The organism is Stutzerimonas sp. (assembly GCF_982611455.1).
In genome coordinates this window covers 12,797-38,760 of sequence record NZ_CEXBBO010000011.1, presented here as the reverse complement: position 1 = coordinate 38,760, position 25,964 = coordinate 12,797, and the positions used below count along the sequence as shown (strand labels likewise).

Sequence of the window (25,964 nt, the reverse complement as noted above, 5' to 3'; positions counted from 1 at the left end):
ATTTGGGCGTTTTTTTTAGCTGTTTTTCTAGCGCTTCAGCGAGGGCGTCAAGTGTGGCTGGATTGCGGTCAGTACAGCCTTGAAGCACTTGGTATTGCCGGCGACGATCTGGCCTTTTTCGAGAAAGTCGTGGCTACCGCTGAAGTCGCTGACCAAGCCGCCCGCTTCCTGAATCAGTAGCGCGCCGGCGGCCATGTCCCATTCGGAAAGTCCGAACTCCCAGAAAGCGTCGTAACGACCGGCGGCAACATAGGCCAGATCTAGGCTGGCAGCGCCGGCGCGACGCAGGCCAGCGGTCTGTCCAACCAAGCTGCGAAACATGTTGAGGTAGCTGTCCAGGTTGTCCATCTGCCCATCGCGGAACGGAAAGCCAGTGCCGAGCAGGGCGCCTTCAAGGCTTTTGCGCGTGCCCACACGCAGGCGGCGCCCGTTGAGTGCGGCGCCACGGCCGCGGCTCGCAGTGAATTCTTCTTGGCGCACCGGGTCGAGGACCACTGCATGCTCAAGGCGGCCACGATATTTGCAAGCGATGCTCACTGCGTAGTGTGGGACGCCTCGCAAAAAGTTGGTGGTGCCATCCAGCGGGTCGATCACCCACAGATAATCTGCGCCGTCACCGCTGCCTTCCAGCAGGCCGCCTTCTTCCCCGAGAATGCCGTGGTTCGGATAGGCCTTGCGCAGAGCCGCAGTGATGAGTTGCTCCGCGGTGCGATCGATTTCGGAGACGTAATCGCGCGCATCCTTTTCGCTAACCGAGATCACGTCCAGGCGCTCGGTGGAACGAACAATCATTTCGCCAGCGCTTCGGGCGGCGCGCAGCGCGATATTCAGCATGGGCTGCATCGATCAAATACCTGGTCGTTTAAAGAAAGCCGGCAATTCTATCAGAAAGCTTGGTCGGATGTTGCGGTGGAGGTCATCGAGACGGCCAATAGCGAAGGCGCGGGCGCTTCCTGTAAGCTTTCGGTTTGCTTTCCCTGCGAGAACGACAGTGTCGCTTCAGAACATTCGTGTGGTGTTGGTCAATACCAGTCACGCTGGCAACATCGGTGGTGCGGCCAGGGCCATGAAAAATATGGGGCTGTCCCGATTGATCCTGGTGGATCCAGAGGATTTCCCTAGCCCGAATGCCGTTGCGCGCGCATCTGGCGCGACGGATATTCTCGATTCGGCGCAGATAGTGGCAACGCTTGAGGAGGCGCTGGTGGGTTGCAGTCTAGTGCTGGGCACCAGCGCACGTGACCGGCGTATACCCTGGCCACTGTTAGATCCACGTGAAACCGGCTCGGTCTGTTTGGAGCAGATCGAGCGGGGCGGCGAGGTCGCGTTGGTGTTCGGGCGCGAATATGCCGGGCTGACCAATGAGGAGCTTCAGCGTTGTCAGTATCATGTGCACATTCCGTCCGACCCAAATTTCAGTTCGCTGAATCTGGCTGCGGCGGTTCAGGTACTTGCCTATGAAGTGCGTATGGCTTGGCTGGCGGCAAGCGGTAAGCCAAGCAAGGTGGAGAGGCTTGAGACCACTTCGATGCTCAACTCGCAGCCGGTAACTGCGGACGAGCTCGAACACTACTATGGGCATCTAGAGCGGACTCTGATCGAGATAGGCTTTCTCGATCCGCTGAAACCCCGGCACCTGATGCCGCGTCTGCGCAGACTCTACGGCCGCAGCGGTATAAGCAGGCTGGAAATGAATATTCTGCGCGGGATTCTTACCGAAACCCAAAAAGCCGTCCGCGGCGAACCCCACAAGCGGAGATCAGATTGATGTTCGAACGCATGCGCGAAGATATCCAGAGCGTCTTCCATCGCGATCCGGCAGCGCGTAACGCATTCGAGGTGATCACCTGCTACCCGGGGCTGCACGCTGTCTGGTTTCATCGGGTTTCCCATTGGTTGTGGGTAAGCGACTGCAAATGGCTGGCGCGGATGACCTCGAATTTGGCGCGCTGGCTAACCGGAATCGAGATCCATCCGGGGGCACAGATCGGTCGGCGTTTCTTTATCGATCATGGAATGGGCATCGTTATCGGCGAGACAGCCCAGATCGGCGACGATGTGACGCTTTACCATGGGGTGACTCTGGGTGGCACCAGCTGGAACAAGGGTAAGCGTCACCCCACGCTCGAGGACGGCGTGATCGTTGGTGCCGGGGCGAAGATTCTTGGCCCGTTCACGATCGGCGCAGGGGCTAAGGTCGGTTCCAATGCGGTCGTTACACGGGCGATTCCGGCTGGCGCAACTGCTGTCGGAATTCCAGGTCGCGTCATTATCAAGTCGGACGATATTCGGGAGGCCAAGCGCAAGGCCATCGCCGAAAAGATCGGCTTCGATGCCTACGGCGTGACCGAAGACATGCCCGACCCTGTGGCGCGAGCCATTGGCCAACTGCTCGATCACGTCCAGGCTGTCGAGGAGCGTATGGAAGGCATGTGCAAGGCATTGACGGCGCTCGGCAGCGATTACTGCGCGAAGAAAATGCCGGAGCTGCGCGAAGAAGATTTTGCCGAGGTTAAAGATGGCGGTGACGAGGCTCGCCCCTGAGTGCGGTCGGCCGGGCGGACTGCTATGATGAGCGCCGCTCGTCGAGCGCTGCTTTATCTTTTTCCTCAACTGTGCGGCTAAGTCCGAGTGATTTAATAGGTCTTATAGTTGATCTAAATACTCGGGTATTGCATACTTGCGCCAAACCATGATGCTTGGTGCAAACCGATGCGATTGACTACTAAAGGCCGTTACGCCGTCACTGCGATGCTCGACCTTGCGCTGCATGCGCAACACGGGCCGGTGTCTCTTGCGGATATTTCCGAGCGGCAGGGCATCTCCCTTTCCTATCTCGAACAGCTATTCGCCAAACTGCGCCGTGGCAGTCTGGTGACAAGCGTTCGCGGGCCGGGTGGGGGCTATCAGCTCTCTCGAGAAATGGCTGGTATTCAGGTTGCCCAAGTCATCGACGCGGTCAACGAATCCGTCGATGCCACTCGCTGTCAGGGATTGGGCGATTGTCATTCGGGTGATACCTGTCTGACCCATCATTTATGGTGCGATTTGAGTCAGCAGATTCATGAGTTTCTAAGCGGTATCAGTCTGGCGGACCTGGTTATGCGCCGCGAGGTGCAGGAAGTTGCACTGCGCCAGGATATGCGCCGCGCCAATGGCCACACTCCGCGACTAGATAAGATCGAAGCGTCCGCCGTTGAATGAGCGGGACGACTGCCTGATAGGAGATACCTGATGAAGTTGCCGATTTACCTGGATTACTCCGCTACCACACCGGTCGATCCTCGCGTTGCCGAGAAGATGGTCGAGTGCCTCACTGCCGAAGGTAACTTCGGGAATCCGGCTTCGCGTTCTCACGCATTTGGCTGGAAGGCGGAAGAAGCTGTTGAGAATGCACGTCGCCAGGTTGCCGAGCTGGTCAATGCAGATCCTCGCGAAATCGTCTGGACCTCGGGTGCGACCGAGTCGGACAACTTGGCGATCAAAGGTGTCGCGCATTTCTATGCCTCGAAGGGCAAGCACATCATCACCAGCAAGATCGAGCATAAAGCGGTTCTTGATACGACCCGCCAGCTTGAACGCGAAGGTTTCGAGGTCACGTACATTGAGCCGGGCGAAGACGGTGTGATCACCCCGGCGATGGTCGAAGCGGAACTGCGCGATGACACCGTGCTGGTCTCCATCATGCATGTGAATAACGAGATCGGAACGATCAACGATATCGCCGCCATCGGTGAGCTCACTCGCTCCCGTGGCGTGCTGTTTCATGTCGACGCCGCCCAGTCCACCGGTAAGGTCGAGATCGACCTTGAAACCATGAAGGTCGACCTGATGTCCTTCTCGGCGCACAAAACCTACGGCCCTAAAGGTGTCGGTGCCCTGTATGTCCGTCGCAAGCCGCGTGTTCGTCTGGAAGCGCAGATGCACGGTGGCGGCCATGAGCGCGGCATGCGTTCGGGTACGCTGGCAGCCCATCAGTCGGTGGGCATGGGTGAGGCGTTCCGTATTGCCAAGGAAGAAATGGCGGCAGAGAACGAGCGGATTCGCTCGCTGCGCGATCGCTTTTTCAAACAGGTCGAACATCTCGAAGAGCTTTACGTGAACGGTAGTATGACGTCCCGGGTTCCTCACAACCTGAACCTGAGCTTCAACTACGTGGAAGGCGAATCGCTGATCATGGCGCTCAAGGATCTGGCGGTTTCTTCCGGTTCGGCTTGTACCTCTGCTTCGCTGGAGCCGTCCTACGTGCTCCGGGCGCTTGGCCGCAACGACGAGCTTGCGCATAGCTCGATTCGTTTCACTTTCGGCCGTTTCACCACTGAAGAAGAAGTCGACTATGCCGCGCAGAAGGTCAGCGAGGCGGTCACCAAGTTGCGTGAGCTTTCACCCTTGTGGGACATGTTCAAGGATGGCGTAGACATTTCGCAGGTCGAGTGGGCTGCCCACTGAACCGTCGAGTTCCGCATAGCCTGATTCATTGAGGATTGCACCATGGCATACAGTGACAAGGTCATCGACCATTATGAAAATCCCCGCAACGTCGGCAAGTTCGACGCTGAGGATCCATCCATCGGCACCGGCATGGTCGGCGCCCCGGCCTGCGGCGATGTAATGCGCCTGCAGATCAAGGTCAACGAACAGGGCATCATCGAAGATGCCAAGTTCAAGACCTATGGCTGCGGTTCGGCCATCGCCTCCAGCTCCCTTGCTACCGAGTGGATGAAGGGCAAGACGCTGGAAGAGGCCGAAACCATCAAGAACACTCAGCTGGCCGAAGAGCTGGCGCTGCCGCCGGTGAAGATCCACTGCTCGGTATTGGCTGAGGATGCCATCAAGGCGGCCGTTCGCGATTATCGCGAGAAGAAAGGGTTGCCACAGGTCTGAAGGAGGTATCGATGGCTATCAGCATGACGGCCGCCGCCGCCGACCACGTACGCCGCTCCCTTGATGGACGCGGCAAGGGCCTTGGCGTTCGGTTGGGCGTACGCACCACAGGCTGTTCCGGTTTGGCATATGTGCTTGAGTTTGTTGATGAGGCGGCTGCAGAGGATTCGGTCTTCGACAATCACGGCGTCAAGGTCATCATCGATCCGAAGAGCCTGGTTTATCTCGATGGTACGGAGCTCGACTTCGTGCGCGAGGGGCTGAACGAAGGGTTCAAGTTCAATAACCCCAACGTCCGTGGCGAATGCGGCTGCGGCGAAAGCTTCAACATCTGAGGACGCTGTGGGAACTCCCTGTCATTACGCGCTGTTCGAGCTTCAGCCTGCCTTCGATATCGATCTCGAAATGCTTTCGGGCCGTTATCGAGAGCTGGCGCGCAAAGTCCATCCTGATCGGTTTGCCGATGCGGGCGAAGCTGAACAGCGCTACGCGATCGAGCGCTCGGCGAATCTGAACGAGGCCTATCAGACGTTGAAGGGCCCGTCGCGCCGAGCCCGGTATTTGCTGACGCTGCAAGGCCGGGAGATGCCGCTAGAGGCGACCGTTCAGGACCCCGCTTTCCTCATGCAGCAGATGCACTGGCGAGAAGAGCTGGAAGAGCTGCATGACGAGGCGAACATCGCTGGCGTCGCGGCTTTCAAGGCTCGCCTCAAAGCTGCGCAGCAGGATCTCAACGATTCATTCTCCCGCGTATGGCAGGACGAATCGCAGCGAGAGGAGGCGGAGCGGCAAGTGCGTCGGATGCAGTTCCTCGACAAGCTGTCCCAGGAAGTGCGCCAGTTGGAAGAGCGCCTCGACGATTAACCCCGCGTAGCGCCAGACGCTGCGCCTGATATCAGACAGACATGGCCTTACTTCAGATAGCTGAGCCCGGACAAAGCCCGCAACCTCACCAGCGTCGCCTGGCGGTTGGTATCGATTTGGGCACCACCAATTCACTTGTGGCAGCGTTGCGCAGCGGCATCACTGCACCGCTGGCTGACGGCGATGGGGAAGTTATCCTGCCTTCCGCGGTGCGCTATCACGCTGACCGCGTCGAGGTTGGCGGCGCGGCCAAGCGGGCTGCCGCTATCGATCCACTGAATACCGTCATCTCGGTCAAGCGCCTCATGGGGCGAGGTGTCGGTGACGTGAAGCAGTTGGGCGGGCAATTGCCTTATCGGTTCAGTGAAGGGCAGTCGCAAATGCCGTTCATCGAGACGGTACAGGGCGCCAAGAGTCCTGTGGAGATTTCCGCCGAGATCCTTCGTACGTTGCGCGAGCGTGCCGAAGCGGTGCTAGGCGGCGAGCTGGTCGGTGCCGTGATTACGGTGCCGGCATACTTCGACGACGCCCAGCGACAGGCAACCAAGGACGCTGCGCGGCTGGCGAACCTCAACGTGCTGCGCCTGCTCAATGAGCCCACCGCCGCTGCCGTCGCCTATGGTCTGGATCGTCAGGCCGAAGGAGTTGTGGCGATCTACGACCTGGGTGGTGGGACTTTTGATATCTCCATCCTGCGTCTGACGAAGGGTGTCTTCGAGGTGCTCGCCACTGGCGGTGATACGGCTCTGGGTGGTGATGACTTCGATCACGCGATTGCAGGCTGGATTCTGGCTCAGTCCGGGGCTTGCGCAGATCTCGATCCGGGCGCTCAGCGCGAGGTGCTGAAGATTGCCTGCGACGCCAAGGAGCAGCTTAGTGGCAGTGAGTCCGTCGAGGTGCGCTATGCCGGTTGGCAAGGCCTTCTGACGCGCGCCACGTTCAACGAGCTCATTGATCCGATGATTGCCCGCAGCCTTAAGTCCTGCCGGCGGGCATTGCGCGATTCGGCTGTTGAGCTGGAAGACGTTCATGCTGTGGTGATGGTTGGCGGTTCCACGCGAGTGCCGCGGGTCCGAGAGTTGGTTGGCGAGATGTTCGGTCGGCAACCGCTTACCGATATCGATCCCGACCAGGTCGTCGCCATCGGTGCGGCCATTCAAGCCGAGACTCTTGCGGGCAACAATCGCGATGGCGAAGAGCTCCTTTTGCTCGATGTGATTCCGCTGTCGCTGGGGCTGGAGACCATGGGCGGCCTGATGGAGAAAATCATTCCGCGCAATACCACCATTCCGGTCGCGCGGGCGCAGGATTTCACCACTTATAAAGATGGCCAGTCGGCCATGATGATTCACGTGCTGCAAGGCGAGCGCGAGCTCATCGCCGACTGTCGGTCACTGGCTCGCTTCGAGCTGCGCGGCATTCCGTCGATGGTCGCCGGTGCGGCGAAGATTCGCGTCACCTTCCAGGTCGATGCCGACGGACTGCTCAGCGTGTCCGCCCGCGAGCTCGCATCCGGCGTCGAGTCGAGCATTCAAGTGAAGCCATCCTACGGGCTCACTGATGGTGAGATTGCTCGTATGCTCGAGGACTCCTTCCATAAGGCCAGCGAGGACAAGGCAGCCCGTGCGTTGCGCGAGCAGTTGGTCGATGGCCAGCGTTTGCTCGAGGCAGTCGAGGCCGCCATGAACGCGGATGGCGAGCGTTTGCTCAGCGACGAAGAGCGCGTTGCGATCGAGTCGCAGATGCAAGCGCTGCGAGTGTTGCTCGACGGACAGGACGGTGTCGCCATAGAGCGTCAGGTCAAGCGCCTGAGTCAGATTACCGACGCCTTTGCTGCGCGCCGGCTAGATTCTACCGTCAAGGCCGCACTGGCCGGGCGGCGGCTTAACGATATCGAGGAATGATCCAGATGCCGCAGATTGTTTTCCTACCCCACGTCGACCACTGCCCGGAGGGGGCGGTGGTGGAAGCGCAGCCCGGTGAAACGGTGCTTGATGCCGCGCTGCGTAGCGGTATCGACATTGAGCATGCCTGTGAAAAATCCTGCGCCTGTACCACTTGTCACGTCGTGGTTCGTGAGGGCTTCGCTTCGCTGGAGGCATCCGACGAGTTGGAAGATGACATGCTGGACAAGGCGTGGGGGCTTGAGCCTACCTCGCGGCTGTCCTGCCAGGCTGCTGTTTCGGATGTCGATCTGGTGGTCGAGATCCCCAAATACACGATCAATCAAGTCTCCGAAGGCCATTGAAGGCGAGGTGATGCATGGCGCTTAAATGGGCTGATGTGCTGGACATTGCAATCGAGCTTGCCGAGTGCAAGCCGGATGTGGACCCTCGCTACGTGAACTTTGTCGAATTGCATCGCTGGGTGATCGAGCTGCCGGATTTTTCTGACGATCCCACTCGCGGTGGCGAGAAAGTTCTTGAAGCCATACAGGCTGCCTGGATAGAAGAGGCCTAGAGCAGCGGCAAGCTTTAGGGTAGGGTGGACGTCAATCCATCGGCATCGGCATCGGCATCGGCATCGCCTGAGCTCTGGTGGGCTGAAGCCCGCCCTACGGTGCTTGAAGATTTTCGTTCGGCTTTCAAGCCCCAGCGCTTTTATCGTCTATTAGCTCTTCCGGTCGCTCTTATATTTTCCTTCTCGACCCGCGTATAATTCGCGGGTTTACTTGTTTGCTTTAACTTATCGATTTCTGGAGTTTTACATGGCCCTGCAACGCACTTTCTCCATCATCAAGCCTGACGCTGTCTCCAAGAACGTTGTCGGCGAAATCACTTCTCGTTTCGAGAAAGCCGGGCTGCGTGTCGTCGCTTCGAAGATGGTCCAGCTGTCCGAGCGTGAAGCTGGTGGTTTCTATGCCGAGCACAGCGAGCGAGGCTTCTTCAAGGATCTGGTTGCCTTCATGGTTTCCGGCCCGGTTATCGTTCAGGTACTTGAAGGCGAAGACGCCATCGCCAAGAACCGTGAACTGATGGGCGCTACCAACCCGAAGGAAGCCGCTGCGGGTACCATTCGTGCCGATTTCGCCGTTTCCATCGACGAGAACGCTGTTCACGGTTCCGATTCCGAAGCCTCTGCTGCGCGCGAAATCGCCTACTTTTTCTCTGCCACCGAAGTGTGTGCCCGCATTCGCTGATCAGGCGAGGGTGAATCCAGATGACTATCACGACCGGTAAAGTAAATCTGCTGGGGCTGACTCAGTCGCAGCTTGAAAGCTTCTTCGATTCAATAGGGGAGAAGCGCTTTCGTGCCGGTCAGGTCATGAAATGGATTCACCATTTTGGCGTCGATGACTTCGACGCCATGAGCAACATCGGCAAGGCCTTGCGCGAAAAGCTCAAAGCCTCCGCCGAGATCCGTGGTCCTGAGATTGTCAGTGAAGACATCTCCACTGACGGTACCCGTAAATGGGTAGTTCGTGTGGCTTCGGGCAGCTGCGTGGAAACGGTGTACATTCCTCAGGGCGCACGCGGCACGCTTTGTGTGTCTTCCCAGGCCGGCTGTGCGCTGGACTGCAGTTTCTGCTCCACCGGCAAGCAGGGCTTCAACAGCAACCTCACTGCTGCCGAAGTCATCGGTCAGGTATGGATTGCCAACAAGTCATTCGGCACCATCCCGGCCAAGGTCGATCGCGCCATTACCAACGTGGTGATGATGGGCATGGGCGAGCCGTTGCTGAATTTCGATAACGTCGTCGCTGCCATGCAGATCATGATGGACGATCTCGGCTACGGTATTTCCAAGCGCAAGGTGACGCTCTCGACATCTGGCGTCGTGCCGATGATCGATGAGCTTTCCAAGGTTATCGACGTATCGCTGGCACTGTCGCTGCACGCACCGAACGATGCGTTGCGTGACCAGTTGGTGCCGATCAACAAGAAGTATCCGCTGGAGACGCTGCTCGCTGCATGTCAGCGCTATATCTCCAATCTGGGCGAGAAGCGGGTGCTCACCATCGAATACACGCTCTTACAAGGCATCAACGATCAGCCCGAGCATGCTGAGCAAATGATCGCGTTGCTGGCGAAAATTCCCTGCAAGATCAATCTGATCCCCTTCAATCCTTTCCCTCATTCCGGATATGAGCGGCCGAGCAACAATGCCATCCGCCGTTTTCAGGACATCCTGCACAAAGCCGGGCACAATGTGACGGTGCGTACCACTCGTGGCGAGGATATCGATGCAGCCTGCGGCCAATTGGTCGGGCAGGTGATGGATCGCACACGCCGAAGCGAGCGTTACATCGCAGTGCGTGAACTGCAATCCGAGCCAGGTACGGCATCCATTGCTACGAACCGTTCCTGAGGGGGATGCTACTGATGACCTTGCGCGTTGCGCTGCTGCTTCTATTGGCCGGCCTTATGGCCGGTTGTGTTTCTACCGGGACCGGGAATCCCATGCGTACCGCGGAAGGCCGTGACGAGGCGCGAGACGCCTATATCCAACTTGGTATTGGCTATCTGCAGCAGGGCGAGGCTTCTCGGGCCAAGACGCCCTTGCGCAAGGCACTCGAGCTAGATCCTGACAGCGCGGACGCGCACGCGGCGCTGGCCCTAGTATTCCAGAACGAGATGGAAAGCCAGCTGGCTGACGAGCATTACCGCAAGGCCCTGTCCAGCCGCAAAGACGCCCGCATTCTGAACAACTATGGCAGTTTTCTATTCGAGCAGAAGCGCTACCAGGAAGCCATGGATCGGTTTGCCGAGGCATCCAAAGACAACCTGTATCCCGAGCGCTCGCGGGTATTCCAGAACATGGGGATGACTGCCTTACAGCTTGGACAGCGTGAGCAGGCTGAAACCTATTTTACCCGCGCGCTGCGCCTCGACAGTCGCCAACCCAATGCTTTGCTCGAACTTGCATTGCTGGCCTACGATGCCAAGCAGTATGTCCCGGCGAAACGTTATTACGACAGCTTCAGTAGTCTTTCCGAGCAAAATGCTCGCAGTCTGCTGCTGGGCATTCGTCTGGCGAATATCCATCAAGACCGAAATCAGGCTGCGAGCCTTGGCCTGCAGCTCAAGCGTCTGTATCCGGGTACGTCTGAATTTCAACAGTTTCTTTCGGAGCAACGATGATAGCGCCACATTCTGAAGCCGCTGCCCCGGCCTTCGCCAATCCAGGTGAAACGCTTCGCGCGGCGCGTGAGAGCAAGAATTGGTCGCTTTCGTCAGTGGCTCAGCAACTCAATCTATCGGAGCGTTCGCTGACTCAGATTGAGGCCGGTGACTTCAGTCAGTTACCTGGCCATACATTTTCCCGTGGCTACGTTCGTGCCTACGCCAAGCTGCTGGGGCTGGATCAGAATCGTCTGGTGCAGCAATTCGATCATCATACCGGCACGGATGCTACCGGCAGCAGCGTAAACAGCCTTGGACACATCGACGAACCCGTGCGCCTTTCACGCAGCATGGTGCGCTTCTTTGTATTCGCATTGACGCTGGTGGTTGGCGCCGCTGCGTTTTTCTGGTGGCAGGACCAGTCGGCACGCAACCAGTCGGGCCCATCGGTCACTGCGCTGGAGCGAATCGAGGTCGAGGCGGCAGACGGTACCACCGAGATCCATCTACTGGATCGCACCGAAGATCCCGTTGAGTCTATCGTCGATGAGTCGATCGATTCGACGCCGCCAGCGGTAGCTGAAGATGCCCCCGCGGCAGCCGAATCGTTGCCCCTGGCCGAGCCGTCTGCAACCGCTGAAACAGTCGACGCTCCAGACGAGCAGAGTGAATCCGTATCAACCGAGGGGGCTGCTGCCGCCACAGAAGGACCGGTCATGGCCGCACCTCAGGCCGCTGAAACGGCTTCGGTGGCGCCTGGCGAGGGCCGATTAACGCTGGACTACACAGCAGATTGCTGGACCCGCGTAACCGATGCTGATGGCGAGATTCTCTACAGCGCCCTGGCCAGGGCCGGCACCAGCCGGACCCTGGTCGGCAAGACCCCAATGGATCTGCATCTCGGCTTCGCCTCCGGCGTGCAGGTCAGCTTCAACGGCGAAGCCGTCAGTCTTTCTGGCAAAACGCGTGGCGAGACTGCACGCCTCAAGCTCGGACAGTAATCATGCATAGTGAGTCTCCCATCAAGCGTCGCCACACCCGCAAGATCTGGGTGGGCAACGTGCCGGTCGGCGGCGATGCGCCTATCGCCGTACAGAGCATGACAAATACCGAAACCTGTGACGTCGATGCGACTGTCGCCCAGATCCAGCGACTTCAGGATGCCGGTGCCGATATCGTTCGGGTGTCGGTGCCCTCGATGGAGGCAGCCGAGGCATTCGGCAAGATCAAGCAGCGCGTCGATCTGCCGCTGGTGGCCGACATTCACTTCGACTATCAAATCGCGCTGCGTGTGGCTGAACTCGGTGTTGATTGCTTGCGCATCAATCCAGGCAACATTGGGCGCGAAGATCGGGTACGTGCCGTCGTCGAGGCCGCTCGGGACCGGGGAATTCCGATCCGCATCGGGGTGAATGCGGGCTCGCTGGAAAAGGATCTGCAAAAAAAATACGGCGAGCCGACGCCTGAGGCGCTGGTGGAATCTGCTTTGCGTCATGTCGAACATCTCGATCGGCTGAACTTCCCTGATTTCAAAGTCAGCGTGAAGGCGTCCGACGTGTTCATGGCCGTGGCCGCGTATCGGTTGCTGGCAGACAAGATTGAGCAACCGTTGCACCTGGGCATTACCGAGGCCGGCGGTTTGCGTTCGGGTACGGTTAAATCGGCGGTGGGGTTGGGCATGTTGCTTGCCGAGGGCATCGGCGACACCATCCGTATTTCGCTGGCGGCAGACCCGGTGGAGGAAATCAAGGTTGGCTTCGATATTCTCAAGTCGCTTCGCCTGCGTTCTAGGGGGATCAACTTCATCGCCTGCCCAAGTTGCTCTCGACAGAACTTCGACGTAGTCAAGACCATGAACGAACTCGAAGGTCGACTCGACGACCTGCTGGTGCCGTTGGACGTCGCGGTGATCGGCTGTGTCGTCAACGGCCCCGGCGAGGCTAAAGAGGCGCACATCGGCCTTACAGGTGGAACACCGAACAACTTGATCTACATCGATGGCAAGCCGGCCCAGAAACTGAACAATGAAAATCTGGTAGACGAACTGGAACAGTTGATTCGTCGCAAGGCCGCCGAAAAGGCCGAGATTGACGCCGCGCTGATTGTGCGCAGCTGATTAAGGAATTGAATTGAGCAAGTCCCTGCAAGCCATCCGTGGCATGAACGACATCCTGCCGGCGCAGACGCCGGTCTGGCGTTATCTCGAAACCACCTTCGCGCAGCTGCTCGATAGCTATGGCTACAGCGAGATCCGCCTGCCGATCCTTGAATTCACCGATCTGTTTGCGCGTGGGATCGGCGAAGGAACGGACGTGGTCGACAAGGAGATGTACACCTTTCTCGACCGTAACGAGGAATCCCTGACATTGAGACCCGAAGGAACCGCGGGCTGTGTCCGGGCGGTTCTCGAGCACGGAATGACAGGCGGCGGCCAAGTGCAGAAGCTCTGGTACAGCGGCCCGATGTTCCGTTATGAGAAGCCGCAAAAGGGTCGCTACCGTCAGTTTCATCAGATCGGCGTGGAGGTTTTCAATCAGCCCGGGCCGGATGTGGACGCCGAATTGATCGTGCTCACGGCGCGGCTGTGGAAAAAGCTCGGTATGTCCGATGCGGTCGTTTTGCAGTTGAACAGCCTAGGCTCCAGTGAGGCGCGCGCGACCTACCGGGACGCGCTCGTCGCCTATCTGCAGCAACATTTCGAGCAGCTTGACGAGGATAGTCAGCGTCGCCTTACCAGCAACCCGCTGCGTATTCTCGACAGCAAGAACGCTCAGACCCAGGCTTTGCTGGCCGATGCGCCGACATTGCACGACTATCTGGACGACGAGTCGCGCGCGCATTTTGATGGCCTTAAAAACCGTCTCGAAGCGGCCGGGATCGCCTATCAGATCAATCCGAAGCTGGTGCGCGGCCTGGATTACTACGGACGCACCGTATTCGAGTGGGTGACCGATAAGCTGGGCTCGCAAGGCACAGTATGCGCCGGCGGCCGCTACGACGGACTGGTCAGCCAGTTCGGTGGCAAGCCGACGCCGGGCGTGGGCTTTGCTATGGGCATCGAGCGTTTGGTGCTGCTACTGGAAACGCTGGAACTGGTCCCGGAAGAGCTCAATCAGCCGGCACATGCGTTCATTTGTGCCTTCGGCGAAGCGGCTGAATTGGCAGCACTGGCGCTGGCCGAACGACTTCGTGATGAATTGCCGGGCCTGCGCCTGCTGGTCAATGCAGGTGGGGGCAGTTTCAAGAGCCAATTCAAGAAGGCTGACAAGAGCGGCGCGCGCTTCGCACTGATTCTGGGTGACGACGAACTGGCCGGGCGCGTGGTAGGTTGCAAGCCGCTGCGCGACGACAGCGAACAACAATGCATTGCCTGGGATGCTCTGCCCGAGCGTCTGGCCACCTGTCTGGCTTGATCGACAGGTCTGAATTCAGCGAATGAAAGGAGTGACAGTGTGACCTCGGGTACCGAAGAAGAACAACTGGCGCAAATCAAAGATTGGTGGCAGCGCAACGGCATGCCGTTGCTGCTGGGGGGCGCGTTGGCTCTGGTATTGGTGTTTGGTTGGCAGTTCTGGCAGAAGCATCAGCTCAATCAGGCGCAGAGCGCCTCGGCTGTTTATCAACAATTACTGAATGCAGCCTTGGATGAGGGTGGTGTGGACAACGCGGAAGTTTCGCGCCTGGGCAATTTGCTTCAGACAGAATTCGCAGGCTCGCATTACGCGCAGTACGGCCACCTTTTCGTCGCCAAGGTGGCGGTGGAATCTGGGCGTCTCGATGAAGCGGCCGCTGAACTGCAGGGTGTGCTGGACAATCCCGCCGATAATACGCTCGAAGAGCTTGCTCGTCAGCGCCTGGCCCGTGTACTGGCAGCGCAGGACAAGGCCGACGCCGCGCTTGCGCTGCTCGATGGCGAGGCCGTGGAGGCATTCGCCGCCAGTCGTGAAGAGCTGCGTGGCGATCTGTTGGTCAAGTTAGGGCGCAATGACGAGGCCCATACAGCCTATTCCAAGGCAAAAGAGTCGCTGTCGCAGGATGCCGCTATCGGCGGCCTGCAACTGAAATTGGACGATCTGGCTCGTGGAGAGGCGTGAATTGATGCGTTGGAAAATTGCCGCGCTGCTGGCCCTGGCCGTCCTGGCTGCAGGGTGCAGCAGCAACGATAAGAAAGAACCCGAGCCGGCCGAACTGGTCAAGTTCGACGCGGAAATCGAACTGAACAAGGAATGGAGCCGCTCGATCGGCGAAGGCCAGGGTGAGACCTACAACCTTCTGGCGCCAGTCGTCTACGGCAACGAGATATTCGCCGCCGACGTTGAAGGTCTGGTGGTCGCAATGGATCGTCTCACCGGCGACGTTAACTGGAAGACGGACCTGGAAGTGCCAATTTCCGGTGCCGTCGGCGCTGGCTACGGTCTGGTCTTGGTCGGCACCCTGCGTGGCGAAGTGCTGGCGCTGGACGTCTCGACCGGTGAAGAGCGGTGGCGCAGCCAGGTCAGCAGCGAAGTTCTCGCCGCTCCTGCCGTCAATGGCGACGTAGTGGTTGTTCAGACCCAGGATGACCGAGTTATCGCGCTGGAAATCGACACTGGCGAGCAGCGCTGGAGCTACGAAAGCTCCCCTGCCGTGCTCACACTGCGTGGTACTGGGGCGCCGTTGCTGACCAATCAACTGGCAGTTGCCGGACTCTCCAGCGGCAAGGTGGTCGCGCTGGATACCAGTCGTGGGTTGCCGGTGTGGGAACAACGCGTAGCCATTCCACAAGGCCGCTCCGAGCTAGAGCGCGTCGTTGATATCGATGGGGGGCTGCTACTGTCAGGCGGGACCTTGTATGTCGCCTCCTTCCAGGGACGCGCCGCCGCGCTGGATTTGGAAAGCGGTCGAGTTCTCTGGCAACGGGACGCCTCGACTGCATCCGGCGTAGCCTTGGGTTATGGCAGCGTTTACATCAGCCAGGCTGATGGCACGGTTACAGGAATCGATGAACGATCGACGACCGTGCTGTGGAGCAATGACTCGCTGGCTCGCCGCGAACTTTCCGCGCCGGCAGTCTTTTCTAGCTACGTAGCGGTTGGAGACAAAGAGGGCTATCTGCATCTGCTGAGCCAGGTCGATGGCCGTTTCGTCGCTCGGACCCGCATCGACAGCGCCGGGCTGCGTGCCCGCCCGGTAGTCGAGGGCGACTGGCTGTACGCTTATGGCAACGATGGCAAGTTGGTTGCGTTGACCATTCGCCAGGCAGACTGAGCGCTTCAAGTTATCCGTCTGCTGTTTCGCTTCGGCGGAACACCTAATATTTGGCCGCTGCCCTGCAGCGGCCTTCGTGTTTTCTGAAATATCGCAGTGGAGAGCCGTATGGTTCCCGTAATCGCCCTGGTGGGCCGCCCGAACGTCGGTAAATCGACTCTGTTCAACCGTCTGACCAAGAGCCGTGATGCCATCGTTGCGGAATACGCCGGTCTGACTCGCGACCGCCAGTATGGCGAGGCCAAATGGCAAGGCCGTACCTACATCGTCATCGACACCGGTGGCCTGACAGGCGATGAGCAGGGCATCGATGCCAAGATGGCGGAGCAATCCCTGCAAGCCATGCAGGAAGCCGACGCCGTGATGTTCATGGTCGATGCTCGCGCCGGCATGACGCCAGGCGATCAGATGATCGCCGAGCACCTGCGCAAGATGAACAAGCGCCACTTCCTGGTGGCTAACAAGGTCGACAGTATCGATCCAGACATTGCCCGCGCCGAATTCAGTCCGCTGGGGCTTGGTGACGCGCTGCCGATCGCCGCTGCCCATGGTCGCGGCATTAGCCACATGCTGGAGCAGGCGCTCGGGGTCTTTCCTAAAGACAACGCCGACGAGCCCGAGGCTGAGGGCGACGGCGAAGAGGGCGAGACGGTTGCAGAAGGCCAGGAGCTCAAGCGCATTCCCGGCCCGAGCGAGAAGGACGGAATCAAAATCGCCATTATTGGCCGTCCCAATGTGGGTAAGTCGACCCTGGTTAACCGCATGCTCGGCGAGGAGCGGGTCATCGTTTACGATCAGGCCGGTACGACACGCGACAGTATCTATATTCCCTTCGAACGCGATGACGAGAAGTACACCCTGATCGATACCGCTGGCGTACGCCGTCGCGGCAAGATCTTCGAGGCGGTGGAAAAGTTTTCGGTGGTCAAGACGTTGCAAGCGATCCAAGACTCCAACGTGGTGATCTTCGTCATGGATGCACGTGAGGGTGTGGTGGAGCATGATCTCAATCTGCTCGGATTCGTCCTTGAGAGCGGCCGGGCGTTGGTGATCGCGCTGAACAAGTGGGATGGCATGGAGCCTAGCGAGCGCGACTATGTGAAGACCGAGCTGGAGCGCCGGCTATTCTTCGTCGAGTTCGCCGATATCCATTTCATCTCAGCCAAGCACGGCACCGGCGTCGGCAACCTCTACAAGTCGGTACAGGCATCGTTCACTTCGGCTGTCACGCGCTGGCCAACTAGCCGCCTTACGCAGATTCTTGAGGACGCTGTTCGCGAGCACGCGCCACCGATGGTTGCCAGTCGCCGTATCAAACTGCGCTATGCACACCTGGGGGGCGCCAACCCACCGCTGATCGTGATCCACGGTAACCAGGTCGATTCGATACCCAAGTCCTACACGCGTTATCTGGAAAATACCTACCGGCGCGTTCTGAAGCTGGTCGGTACGCCTATCCGTATCGAGTACAAGGGCGGGGAAAACCCCTTCGAGGGTAAGAAGAACACCCTCACTGATCGTCAGGTAAACAAGAAGCGCCGCCTCATGTCGCACCACAAGAAGGCCGAGAAGAAGCGCAAGGACAAGCGTTAAGCCGATCAGGACGTTAGAGGTTGGAAAGCTGGACGAGCAACACAGCTGCGTGCATTCTCAGCCTCCAGCCTCCAGCCTCCAGCCTCCAGCCTCCAGCCTCCAGCCTCCAGCCTATCGATACCATGATTACCAGCAAACTCCCAAACGTCGGCACCACCATTTTCACCACCATGTCGCAGCTGGCGGCGCAGACCGGCGCGCTTAACCTGTCCCAGGGTTTTCCCGACTTCGACGGCCCTGATGCGTTGCGTGAGGCTGTGGCTCGCCATGTCATGGCGGGGCACAACCAGTACGCGCCGATGACCGGCTTGCCGGCGCTACGCGAGCAAGTGGCGATCAAGGTTGCTGCGCTTTATGGGCGCCAGGTCAGCGCCGATGCCGAGATCACCATTACCCCCGGGGCGACTCAAGCCATCTTCTGCGCGATTCACGCGGTCATCCGCCCGGGCGATGAGGTCGTCGTCTTCGATCCCTGCTACGACAGTTACGAGCCGGCGGTGGAACTGGCTGGTGGAGTCTGTATACACCAGCCGCTGAGTCTGCCGGATTTCTCCATCGACTGGCAGAAGCTGGCTGATGCGATTACACCTCGTACCCGCATGATTGTGTTGAACACACCGCACAACCCCAGCGGCGCACTGATCGACATGGCGGACCTGGATCGTCTGGCGACCTTGATCCGTGACCGCGATATCTACCTGCTCAGTGACGAAGTTTATGAACATTTGGTGTTCGACGGCCGCGAGCACGCCAGTGTGTTGCGCCATGACGAGTTGTATCAGCGCGCCTTTGTCGTCAGCTCCTTTGGTAAGACTTATCACGTCACCGGCTGGAAGACCGGTTACGTGGTGGCGCCCGCTGCGCTAAGCGTCGAATTGCGCAAGGTGCATCAGTACGTCAGCTTTACCGGCGTTACGCCGTTGCAATGGGCGCTGGCCGATTTCATGGCCGCGCATCCCGAGCACCTCAGCGAACTGCCGGCGTTCTATCAGGCCAAGCGCGATCTGTTCTGCGATCTGCTGGCCGGCTCGCGTTTCCGCTTTACCCGCGCGGCGGGTACCTATTTTCAATTGGCCGACTATTCGACGATTCGCCCGGATCTCGATGACGTCGCCATGGCTGAATGGCTGACCCGCGAGCACGGTGTGGCGAGTATCCCGATATCGGTGTTCTACCAAACGCCTCCCGCAGAGTCGCGGCTTGTTCGCTTCTGCTTCGCCAAACGGGAGGAGACGCTGCGTCAGGCAGCGGAACGACTATGCGCGATCTAAGCACCTTGCCCGATCTCGAACTGGCCCTGATCCAGACCTCTCTCGTCTGGCAGGATGCCAAGGCTAACCGCGAGCGTTTCGTCGACCTGTTGGAGCAGGCCCGCGGTGCCGACCTGATCGTGCTGCCTGAGATGTTCACCACCGCCTTCTCGATGAACTCGTCTGAACTGGCCGAGCCGGAGGAAGGGCCGACCTATGCCTGGCTGCGAGAGCAGGCGGCACGTCTGGACGCAGTAATCACCGGTAGCGTCATCATCGAGGCGGCCGATGGCAGCCACCGCAACCGCTTGCTCTGGGCGCGTCCGAACGGCGACGTCTCGCACTACGACAAACGCCACCTGTTCCGCATGGCTGGCGAACACAAACACTACACCGCCGGCGATCAGCAGGCTCTATTCGAGCTCAACGGTTGGCATATTCGACCATTGATCTGCTACGACCTGCGCTTCCCCGTGTGGAGCCGTGATCCTCACGACACCGATTTGCTGCTTTACACGGCCAACTGGCCCGCTGCACGCCGCAATGCCTGGAACCGCCTGTTGCCGGCCCGAGCCATCGAAAATCTTTGCTACGTCGCGGCGGTGAATCGCGTCGGAGAGGACGGCAACGGTTATCCCTACAGTGGTGATAGTCAGGTGCTGGATTATCTGGGCGACCCGCTGCTGGAAGCCGGAGATGCCGAAGGCGTATTTCGTACGACGCTTCGGGCTGCTGATCTGGCTAAATTCCGCAACAAATTCCCCGCGTACCACGATGGCGATGCCTTCGAACTGAAGCTGTAACGAGAGCCGGGCTTCAACGATAGGCTGCCGATTAGCGCCGCCGACGCCACGCCAGGCCGCCGTAGATCAGCATGTTGGCTAGCACAACTACGGCGGCGAGCAGGTATTGCACCGGCACGCTCAGCCAGGCGGGGTAGATTAACGGCAACAGGTAATGCTCGATGAAGCCTGCCTCGTAGCCTGCGCTGCCCGCAAGCCGTCTCAGCAGGTTCTCCCAGTGAGTCAGTGGACATGGCCTGCCGGTCAACTCAACGAATATTCCCCAGGCGACTGCTGGCAAATGCAGCAGTACGAAGCCGCGCCTCCAGGCGACGAGCAGCCCACCCAGCAACACGAAGATGATGAAGCAAAGATGCAGTAGCAGCACCGCATCAGCCCCGAGCCGATACAACATGTTGCTAGACCGCTGCCGGGTTCGACCGGCTCAGACCAGCCATCTGACGGTCCTGTGTTGTTGCCAGCAAGGTGATCGACAACAGCGCTCCGAGAAAGGCCATGAACATATCGGATTGCGTGTCCCAAGGATCGCCCTGAGTTCCGAGAAAGTCCTCCGCACCTTGACCTGCCATTAGCGCAACCCACCATTCGATCAGCTCGTAGAAAGCGCTGAATGCCAGCGCGACGCAGACTGCCAGAAAGCCCAGCATTTTTCCGTACGCAACGAAGCGACGGCGCAGCAGGATTTCTCTCGCGAGCAGTGCCGGTGTTACGCCCTGTATGAAATGACCAAGTTTGTCGTAGGGGTTGCGGCTGAGATCAAACCATTCCTGAACCCAAAAGCCCGGCGGCACACGGGCGTAGCTGTAAGCGCCGCCGAGAATGAGGACCAGAGCATGGACGGCGATTACCCCATACAGCAGACGCGTCAATGGGAAGCGCGGATAGCTCCAGAGCAGCAGTGGGGCTGCGATGAGAACCGGCGCGACCTCCAGCAGCCAGGTCGCGCGGTCATACGGGGCGATGCCAGAGAAGATCAGCGCCAGCAGCACCGTCGAGCCGAGCATTGCGTAGAGCGTCTTGTCCTGCATAGAGGCGGCCATGGTTGCTAATCTGCCGGCAGCATGCAGCGCAAAACGGCGGACGTGCAACAGCATTGAAGTAGCCTGTGATGGCAATTAGACCGACCCGAGTTTTAGCCTTGTCGGCGAGCAGGCGGGGCCGAGCGGGAAATCGATCGGGTGCAGCGCCGCAAGTCCACCGAGCCGACAAAGCGATTGGCATTGCCCTGAGCGCAAGCGACGCTGCGGTTTCGCCATTGTTCCCACTCGTTGACCGGATGCTGGCGATTCCAGATGTCGTACAGGCGCCGGTCTTGCTTCGACAGCCGCAAGCCATAGCGCTCGCTCATATAGAGATAGGTGCGTGCGATGGCGCCCCGGCTATAGTCCGGCGGCATCGCCGTGCGCTGCTTGAAATTAACCACGAACGGGCAGGCGCCATACTGGTTGGGCTTCTCGCTGAGCATGCCGAAGCCGTAGTTGCTGCGGTCCCCATTGACCTCGCCGACCACCGGGACCAGGTTATGCAAGTCGGCCTCGGCTTTGCTGAACACCGGATCGGTCAAGGTGCAGCGCTTACGACCACCTTGTTGCCAGCATTGACGTTGATGGCCGATCACCCACGCCGGGACGATGTGTTCCCATTCGACGCGTGCGGCGCGCTTGGGCTGTTTGCGAGGGATGTAACCACAGCTGGCGAAGTCGATCCGTTTGCCCTTGAAGGCGCAGCGGCAGTAGAAATCCACCGGTCGCTCAGCGTAGATGTTCCAGGCGATCTTCTTCGCCTCGCGAAAGGTGCGCGGCGCCTCGGCGTGAGCGCTCGCCGATAAAAGAAGGAGAAGCAGAAGCAGGCTGTAACGTCGCATGGAGATCTCGACGACTGACTGAGAGTCGCATCCATGCGGGGCGCGCCATGTTACCGATGATTCAAATAAAGTCCATATAGAACAATAAGTTACATGATGTCATTAAGCCTGCTTGCGGCTCAGTCGATTGATCTGCAGCGAGGCGAGAATGATCAGCCCGCCGATGCTCAGCAGCAGGAGATTGGTTTCCGTCGTCCAGAACAATAGATTCAGAACAAGCCCCACCGGTACCGCCATATTGTTCATAACCGCCAAGGTGCCGGCATCGACCAGCGTGCCGCCTTTGTTCCAGCAGAACTGTCCCAGTGCGGTAGCCAACACGCCCATCCACACAAGCACGCCCCATTGAATCGGGGTTGTGGGCAGCTTTTCGGCATTGCCGAACAGCAGCCAGGCAGGCAGTACGATGATCAGGGCACCCAGGAAGAAATAGCCGAAGCGTCGATGCAACGGGACGTCCGAAGGGTAGCGCTGCGCCAGATGCTTATAGCCAATCTGGCCGGCGGCGAACGTGAAGTTGGCCAGCTGCATCAGTAGAAAACCACCCAGGAAATCGCTGGAGACGCCGTCATAGCGAATCAGCCCGGCACCGAATACTGCAACAGCGGCTGCCACCAGCGCCCAAGGGTTGAAACGACGGTTCAGTGCATCGTCGATCAGCGTCACATGCAGCGGCGTAAGCACGGTGAACAGCAGCACTTCTGCCACGCTCAGTACGTTGAAACTCAGGTACAGGCACAGATAGGTAATGCCGAATTGCAACGCCCCGACCAGCGTTACCCCAGCGATGAAGCCCGGCGCAACGCCACGCCAGCGGGTCAGCGGAAGGAATACCAAGCCGGCCAAGATCACGCGGGTGAGCACAGCGAAATAGCTGTCGACCTGTCCAGCCAAATAAGCGCCGATCAGGTTGAAGGAAAACGCCCAGAGTAGGGTGACGAAAATCAGGTAGCGCATGCCGGCTCCTCAGCAGAAGGCGGCGACCTTAGCGGCTCTGCTGAAAAGAAGGAAGGCCTGGCAATGGGCGTATCGCAGGCTGCTGGCGCGCGTTGGGCCGGCGTGCCAGCAGGAACATCAGGCAGACTTGAGTGAAGCCATATCGATCACGAAACGGTACTTCACATCGCTTTTGAGCATGCGCTCATAGGCTTCGTTGATGTTTTGAATATCGATCATCTCGATGTCCGAAACGATGTTGTGCTCGGCACAGAAATCCAACATCTCCTGGGTTTCGGCGATCCCACCGATCAGCGAGCCCGCCAGACGGCGACGCTTGAAAATGAGCCCGAAGACATTCGGCGACGGGTGTGGTGAAGCCGGTGCGCCTACCAGCGTCATGGTCGCGTCGCGCTTGAGTAGTGCCAGGAAGGCATCGAGATTGTGCGGAGCCGCAACGGTATTGAGGATGAAATCGAAGCTGTTCAGGTGAGCGGCCATCTCGTCCTTGTTCTTCGACACCACGACTTCGCTGGCGCCAAGGCGCAGCGCGTCTTTCTTCTTGTCTGGTGACGTGGTGAAAAGCACTACATGGGCGCCCATGGCGTTGGCGATCTTAACCGCCATGTGGCCGAGGCCACCGAGACCCACTACGCCGACTTTCTGTCCGGGGCCGACTTTCCACTGGCGCAGCGGTGAGTACGTCGTGATACCGGCGCACAGCAGCGGCGCGACGGCGGCAAGGTTGTCTTCGGTATGAGAGATGTGCAGAACGAATTTCTGGTCCACCACGATGTTGTCCGAGTACCCGCCAAAGGTGTTTTCGCCACCACCGAACGCGGGACCATTGTAGGTGCCGACAAAACCGTTCTCGCAGTATTGCTCAAGGCCCTCGCCGCAAGAGGAGCAGCTCTGGCAGCTGTCCACCAGGCAGCCGACGCCAGCGATGTCACCGACCTTGAAGCCGCTGACCGACTCGCCCACCGCTGTCACGCGGCCGACGATCTCGTGGCCTGGGACGGAGGGGTAGAGCGTGTTGCTCCATTCGTTGCGGGCGGTGTGCAGATCCGAATGGCAGACGCCGCAGTAGAGAATCTCGATCTGCACATCGCTGGGTCCCACGGCGCGGCGCGAGAATGAATAGGGCGCGAGTGGCGTGCTCGGGGCGAATGCGGCGTAACCGATGGTGTTGCTCATGGGAGCTCCTTTGAAATGAACATTCGAATGGGAAGGCCTAGCGTAATACCGATTTCGGCAAGACCGATTGCACGATCCTGCCGACGGCTGATGTGTTTCTGCTAAAACATCGGAACGATGTGCGGCGACGGTCCGTTCATTCGTTCCGCTGCGATATGACATGGCGATAGGCGGGAAGAGGACGAATGTCTTTTGCCGATACAGGTGAGGCTTATCGGAAGACCCGCCGCATGCATACGCCTGATGCGTAAATGAGAGGGCTGGTACGGGCTGATGGTTCGGCATTCACGCGGCCTGCGGCCAGAGCAACCGCCGAGAAATTGCTTCAGTTTCGCCGCGGAGCGCGGCGGCCAGCGATGTTCGTGCCTGATAGCCGTGCGTGCCGGCTCTTTTCTATAAGTACGGCGAGCCCACGAACGGGGCTCGCCGATCAGGGTCAGGCTGCTTTCACCTCGGCCTCGCGTCGGGCCCGGTTCAACGCGCTGAACAGCGCACGGATGCTGGCCGTGGTGATGTTCTCGTCGATGCCAATCCCGTGCAGCGGACGCTCGCCATCCAGACGCACCTCGATATAAGCCGCCGCTTTGGCATTGCTGCCGGCACCGATCGAGTGCTCGTGGTAATCCATGATCTCCAGCTTGACCGGCAGCCCGGCCACCAGCGCTTCCAGCGGGCCCTTGCCGATGCCGCGCCAGTGCATGGTCTCGCCGTCGCTGACAACTTCCACATCCACTGCGCTGGTGCCGTTCTCTTCCTGCAGGCGATGGCTCTTCAGCGTATAGGGCGTGGTGGCCTGCAGGTATTCGGCTTCGAGCAGCGCATAGATCTGCTTGGCGCTCATTTCTAGGCCCAGGCGATCCGTCTCCTTCTGTACCACCTGGCTGAACTCGATCTGCATGCGCCGAGGCAGGCTGATGCCGTATTCCTGCTCAAGCAGATAGGAGATGCCACCCTTGCCGGACTGGCTGTTGACGCGAATGACCGCCTCGTAGCTGCGGCCGATATCGGCTGGGTCGATCGGCAGGTAAGGCACCTCCCAGACACCGTTCGGGTCCTGCTGACTGAAACCCTTGCGGATCGCGTCCTGGTGCGAGCCGGAGAAGGCTGTGTGCACCAAGTCGCCGACGTAGGGGTGACGTGGATGCACCGGTAACTGATTGCATTCCTCGACCACTTTGCGCACGGCGTCGATGTCGGAGAAGTCCAGTTGCGGATCGACACCCTGGCTGTACATGTTCAGCGCCACGGTGACCAGGTCGACATTGCCCGTGCGTTCGCCATTGCCGAACAGACAGCCTTCGACGCGGTCGGCGCCGGCCATCAGGCCCAGCTCGGTAGCGGCCACGCCAGTGCCGCGATCATTATGGGTGTGCAGGCTGATCAGCACGCAGTCGCGCTTGTCGATATGGCGACCGAAGTACTCGATCTGGTCGGCGTAAATGTTCGGGGTAGCCGCTTCGATGGTGGCCGGCAGATTGAGGATCAGCTTCTGCGCCGGCGTCGGCTGGAACACTTCGATAACCGCGTTGCAGACCTCAATCGCGAAATCGGTTTCGGTAGAGCTGAACACCTCGGGCGAATATTCGAAGCGCCAGTTGGTTTCAGGTGCGGCAGTGGCCAGACGTTTGACGATCTGAGCGGCGCTGACCGCAATATTCACCACGCCGGCTTTGTCCTGATTGAAGACGATGCGGCGGAAACTCGGCGCGGTAGCGTTGTAATAATGGACGATGGCCTGCTTGGCGCCCTTGAGGGATTCGAAGGTGCGGGTGATCAGGTCTTCCCGTGCCTGGGTCAGGACCTGAATCGTGACGTCATCGGGAATGTGGCCACCTTCGATGAGCTCGCGAACGAAGTCGAAATCGGTCTGCGATGCGGAGGGGAAGCCCACCTCGATTTCCTTCACGCCGATCTGCACCAGCGTCTTGAAAAAACGCATCTTCTTCGCCGCGTCCATCGGCTCGATCAGCGACTGGTTGCCGTCGCGCAAATCGGAACTCAGCCAGATCGGTGCCTGGGTAATGGTCTGCGACGGCCAGGTACGGTCAGGCAGATTGATCACCGGAAACGGACGATATTTCTTCGACGGATCTTTGAGCATGGTCATGGCGATTCCCTTTGAGCAGCTTCCCAGGCGTGACGCGTCGGGGAGCACGGAGCAGATCGATACGGAGTTGATGGTTCGAATGTAGAGTCTGATCGCGCTGTATTGCAACAACCTTGGAAAAATTGGTGTTTTTATCCAATAATCCTGTTTTTTAAG

28 protein-coding genes are annotated in these 25,964 nt (G+C 59.2%); 21 read left to right on the top strand and 7 right to left on the bottom strand.

The features are described from left to right. Window positions 1–27: 27 nt before the first annotated feature. The gene (suhB, locus tag AC2LD7_RS08965; RefSeq protein WP_484597407.1) at window positions 28–843 is read right to left on the bottom strand and encodes a type III secretion system regulator SuhB; all 816 of its coding nucleotides are present in this window, start codon (window positions 841–843) and stop codon (window positions 28–30) included. A 148-nt stretch (window positions 844–991) separates the two neighbouring features. Here suhB and trmJ point away from each other — a divergent pair, with 148 nt between their 5' ends. The 21 genes from trmJ (at window position 992) to AC2LD7_RS08860 (ending at window position 19,704) form a co-directional block, all read left to right on the top strand. Further along, window positions 992–1,768 (top strand): tRNA (cytosine(32)/uridine(32)-2'-O)-methyltransferase TrmJ, encoded by a 777-nt coding sequence (gene trmJ, locus AC2LD7_RS08960; protein WP_484597406.1) that lies wholly within the window; start codon window positions 992–994, stop codon window positions 1,766–1,768. After that, window positions 1,768–2,544, top strand: coding sequence for a serine O-acetyltransferase (cysE, locus tag AC2LD7_RS08955; RefSeq protein ID WP_484597405.1), 777 nt, complete (start codon window positions 1,768–1,770; stop codon window positions 2,542–2,544). Before trmJ ends, cysE begins: the two co-directional genes overlap by 1 nt. 168 nt (window positions 2,545–2,712) lie before the next feature. Further along, window positions 2,713–3,204, top strand: a complete 492-nt coding sequence (iscR, locus tag AC2LD7_RS08950; RefSeq protein WP_484597404.1) for a Fe-S cluster assembly transcriptional regulator IscR — start codon at window positions 2,713–2,715, stop codon at window positions 3,202–3,204. 30 nt (window positions 3,205–3,234) lie between these two features. Next, window positions 3,235–4,449, top strand: coding sequence for an IscS subfamily cysteine desulfurase (locus tag AC2LD7_RS08945; protein WP_484597403.1), 1,215 nt, complete (start codon window positions 3,235–3,237; stop codon window positions 4,447–4,449). A 42-nt stretch (window positions 4,450–4,491) separates the two neighbouring features. Next, window positions 4,492–4,884 (top strand): Fe-S cluster assembly scaffold IscU, encoded by a 393-nt coding sequence (gene iscU / locus AC2LD7_RS08940; RefSeq protein ID WP_255980926.1) that lies wholly within the window; start codon window positions 4,492–4,494, stop codon window positions 4,882–4,884. Between the two features lie 11 nt (window positions 4,885–4,895). Next, a complete protein-coding gene (iscA, locus tag AC2LD7_RS08935) occupies window positions 4,896–5,219 on the top strand; it encodes an iron-sulfur cluster assembly protein IscA (protein ID WP_484597402.1) in 324 nt (107 codons plus the stop codon). Between the two features lie 7 nt (window positions 5,220–5,226). Beyond that, window positions 5,227–5,748 carry a co-chaperone HscB gene (gene hscB, locus AC2LD7_RS08930; RefSeq protein WP_484597401.1) on the top strand — a complete coding sequence of 174 codons (522 nt, stop codon included), beginning with the start codon at window positions 5,227–5,229 and terminating at the stop codon, window positions 5,746–5,748. Window positions 5,749–5,789: 41 nt separating this feature from the next. Then, on the top strand, window positions 5,790–7,652 hold the full coding sequence (gene hscA / locus AC2LD7_RS08925) for a Fe-S protein assembly chaperone HscA (RefSeq protein WP_484597400.1): 1,863 nt from the start codon (window positions 5,790–5,792) through the stop codon (window positions 7,650–7,652). Window positions 7,653–7,657: 5 nt separating this feature from the next. Beyond that, on the top strand, window positions 7,658–7,996 hold the full coding sequence (fdx, locus tag AC2LD7_RS08920) for an ISC system 2Fe-2S type ferredoxin (RefSeq protein ID WP_484597399.1): 339 nt from the start codon (window positions 7,658–7,660) through the stop codon (window positions 7,994–7,996). Between the two features lie 14 nt (window positions 7,997–8,010). Further along, window positions 8,011–8,208 carry a Fe-S cluster assembly protein IscX gene (gene iscX / locus AC2LD7_RS08915; protein ID WP_484597398.1) on the top strand — a complete coding sequence of 66 codons (198 nt, stop codon included), beginning with the start codon at window positions 8,011–8,013 and terminating at the stop codon, window positions 8,206–8,208. 247 nt (window positions 8,209–8,455) lie between these two features. Then, on the top strand, window positions 8,456–8,887 hold the full coding sequence (ndk, locus tag AC2LD7_RS08910) for a nucleoside-diphosphate kinase (protein WP_484597397.1): 432 nt from the start codon (window positions 8,456–8,458) through the stop codon (window positions 8,885–8,887). 20 nt (window positions 8,888–8,907) lie between these two features. After that, the gene (rlmN, locus tag AC2LD7_RS08905; protein ID WP_484597396.1) at window positions 8,908–10,056 is read left to right on the top strand and encodes a dual-specificity RNA methyltransferase RlmN; all 1,149 of its coding nucleotides are present in this window, start codon (window positions 8,908–8,910) and stop codon (window positions 10,054–10,056) included. A gap of 14 nt (window positions 10,057–10,070) precedes the next feature. Further along, window positions 10,071–10,829, top strand: a complete 759-nt coding sequence (pilW, locus tag AC2LD7_RS08900) for a type IV pilus biogenesis/stability protein PilW (RefSeq protein ID WP_484597395.1) — start codon at window positions 10,071–10,073, stop codon at window positions 10,827–10,829. Beyond that, window positions 10,826–11,812: a RodZ domain-containing protein gene (locus tag AC2LD7_RS08895; RefSeq protein ID WP_484597394.1), complete on the top strand. Its 987-nt coding sequence runs from the start codon at window positions 10,826–10,828 to the stop codon at window positions 11,810–11,812. Before pilW ends, AC2LD7_RS08895 begins: the two co-directional genes overlap by 4 nt. Before the next feature lie 2 nt (window positions 11,813–11,814). Further along, complete coding sequence (ispG, locus tag AC2LD7_RS08890) at window positions 11,815–12,927, top strand: flavodoxin-dependent (E)-4-hydroxy-3-methylbut-2-enyl-diphosphate synthase (protein ID WP_484597393.1); 1,113 nt, start codon at window positions 11,815–11,817, stop codon at window positions 12,925–12,927. 13 nt (window positions 12,928–12,940) lie between these two features. Continuing rightward, complete coding sequence (hisS, locus tag AC2LD7_RS08885) at window positions 12,941–14,224, top strand: histidine--tRNA ligase (protein ID WP_484597392.1); 1,284 nt, start codon at window positions 12,941–12,943, stop codon at window positions 14,222–14,224. Window positions 14,225–14,263: 39 nt separating this feature from the next. After that, the gene (locus AC2LD7_RS08880; protein ID WP_484597391.1) at window positions 14,264–14,905 is read left to right on the top strand and encodes a YfgM family protein; all 642 of its coding nucleotides are present in this window, start codon (window positions 14,264–14,266) and stop codon (window positions 14,903–14,905) included. 4 nt (window positions 14,906–14,909) lie between these two features. Next, window positions 14,910–16,058 (top strand): outer membrane protein assembly factor BamB, encoded by a 1,149-nt coding sequence (gene bamB / locus AC2LD7_RS08875; RefSeq protein ID WP_484597390.1) that lies wholly within the window; start codon window positions 14,910–14,912, stop codon window positions 16,056–16,058. 108 nt (window positions 16,059–16,166) lie between these two features. Continuing rightward, window positions 16,167–17,651 carry a ribosome biogenesis GTPase Der gene (der, locus tag AC2LD7_RS08870; RefSeq protein ID WP_484597389.1) on the top strand — a complete coding sequence of 495 codons (1,485 nt, stop codon included), beginning with the start codon at window positions 16,167–16,169 and terminating at the stop codon, window positions 17,649–17,651. 122 nt (window positions 17,652–17,773) lie between these two features. Continuing rightward, window positions 17,774–18,922: a pyridoxal phosphate-dependent aminotransferase gene (locus AC2LD7_RS08865; protein WP_484597388.1), complete on the top strand. Its 1,149-nt coding sequence runs from the start codon at window positions 17,774–17,776 to the stop codon at window positions 18,920–18,922. Next, complete coding sequence (locus tag AC2LD7_RS08860) at window positions 18,910–19,704, top strand: amidohydrolase (RefSeq protein WP_484597387.1); 795 nt, start codon at window positions 18,910–18,912, stop codon at window positions 19,702–19,704. Before AC2LD7_RS08865 ends, AC2LD7_RS08860 begins: the two co-directional genes overlap by 13 nt. 31 nt (window positions 19,705–19,735) lie before the next feature. Here the strand turns inward: AC2LD7_RS08860 and AC2LD7_RS08855 are convergent, their stop codons facing one another. The 6 genes from AC2LD7_RS08855 to leuA all read right to left on the bottom strand — a co-directional run bounded on the left by AC2LD7_RS08855 (window position 19,736) and on the right by leuA (window position 25,808). Then, window positions 19,736–20,098 (bottom strand): DUF2784 domain-containing protein, encoded by a 363-nt coding sequence (locus AC2LD7_RS08855; protein WP_484597386.1) that lies wholly within the window; start codon window positions 20,096–20,098, stop codon window positions 19,736–19,738. Between the two features lie 4 nt (window positions 20,099–20,102). Further along, complete coding sequence (locus tag AC2LD7_RS08850; protein WP_484597489.1) at window positions 20,103–20,732, bottom strand: DUF2238 domain-containing protein; 630 nt, start codon at window positions 20,730–20,732, stop codon at window positions 20,103–20,105. Window positions 20,733–20,836: 104 nt separating this feature from the next. Continuing rightward, window positions 20,837–21,568, bottom strand: a complete 732-nt coding sequence (locus tag AC2LD7_RS08845) for an endonuclease (RefSeq protein WP_484597385.1) — start codon at window positions 21,566–21,568, stop codon at window positions 20,837–20,839. A gap of 102 nt (window positions 21,569–21,670) precedes the next feature. Continuing rightward, window positions 21,671–22,525, bottom strand: a complete 855-nt coding sequence (locus tag AC2LD7_RS08840; protein WP_484597384.1) for a carboxylate/amino acid/amine transporter — start codon at window positions 22,523–22,525, stop codon at window positions 21,671–21,673. 117 nt (window positions 22,526–22,642) lie between these two features. Beyond that, window positions 22,643–23,701, bottom strand: a complete 1,059-nt coding sequence (locus AC2LD7_RS08835) for an NAD(P)-dependent alcohol dehydrogenase (protein ID WP_484597383.1) — start codon at window positions 23,699–23,701, stop codon at window positions 22,643–22,645. A 436-nt stretch (window positions 23,702–24,137) separates the two neighbouring features. Further along, window positions 24,138–25,808, bottom strand: coding sequence for a 2-isopropylmalate synthase (gene leuA, locus AC2LD7_RS08830; protein WP_484597382.1), 1,671 nt, complete (start codon window positions 25,806–25,808; stop codon window positions 24,138–24,140). Between the last annotated feature and the right edge of the window lie 156 nt (window positions 25,809–25,964).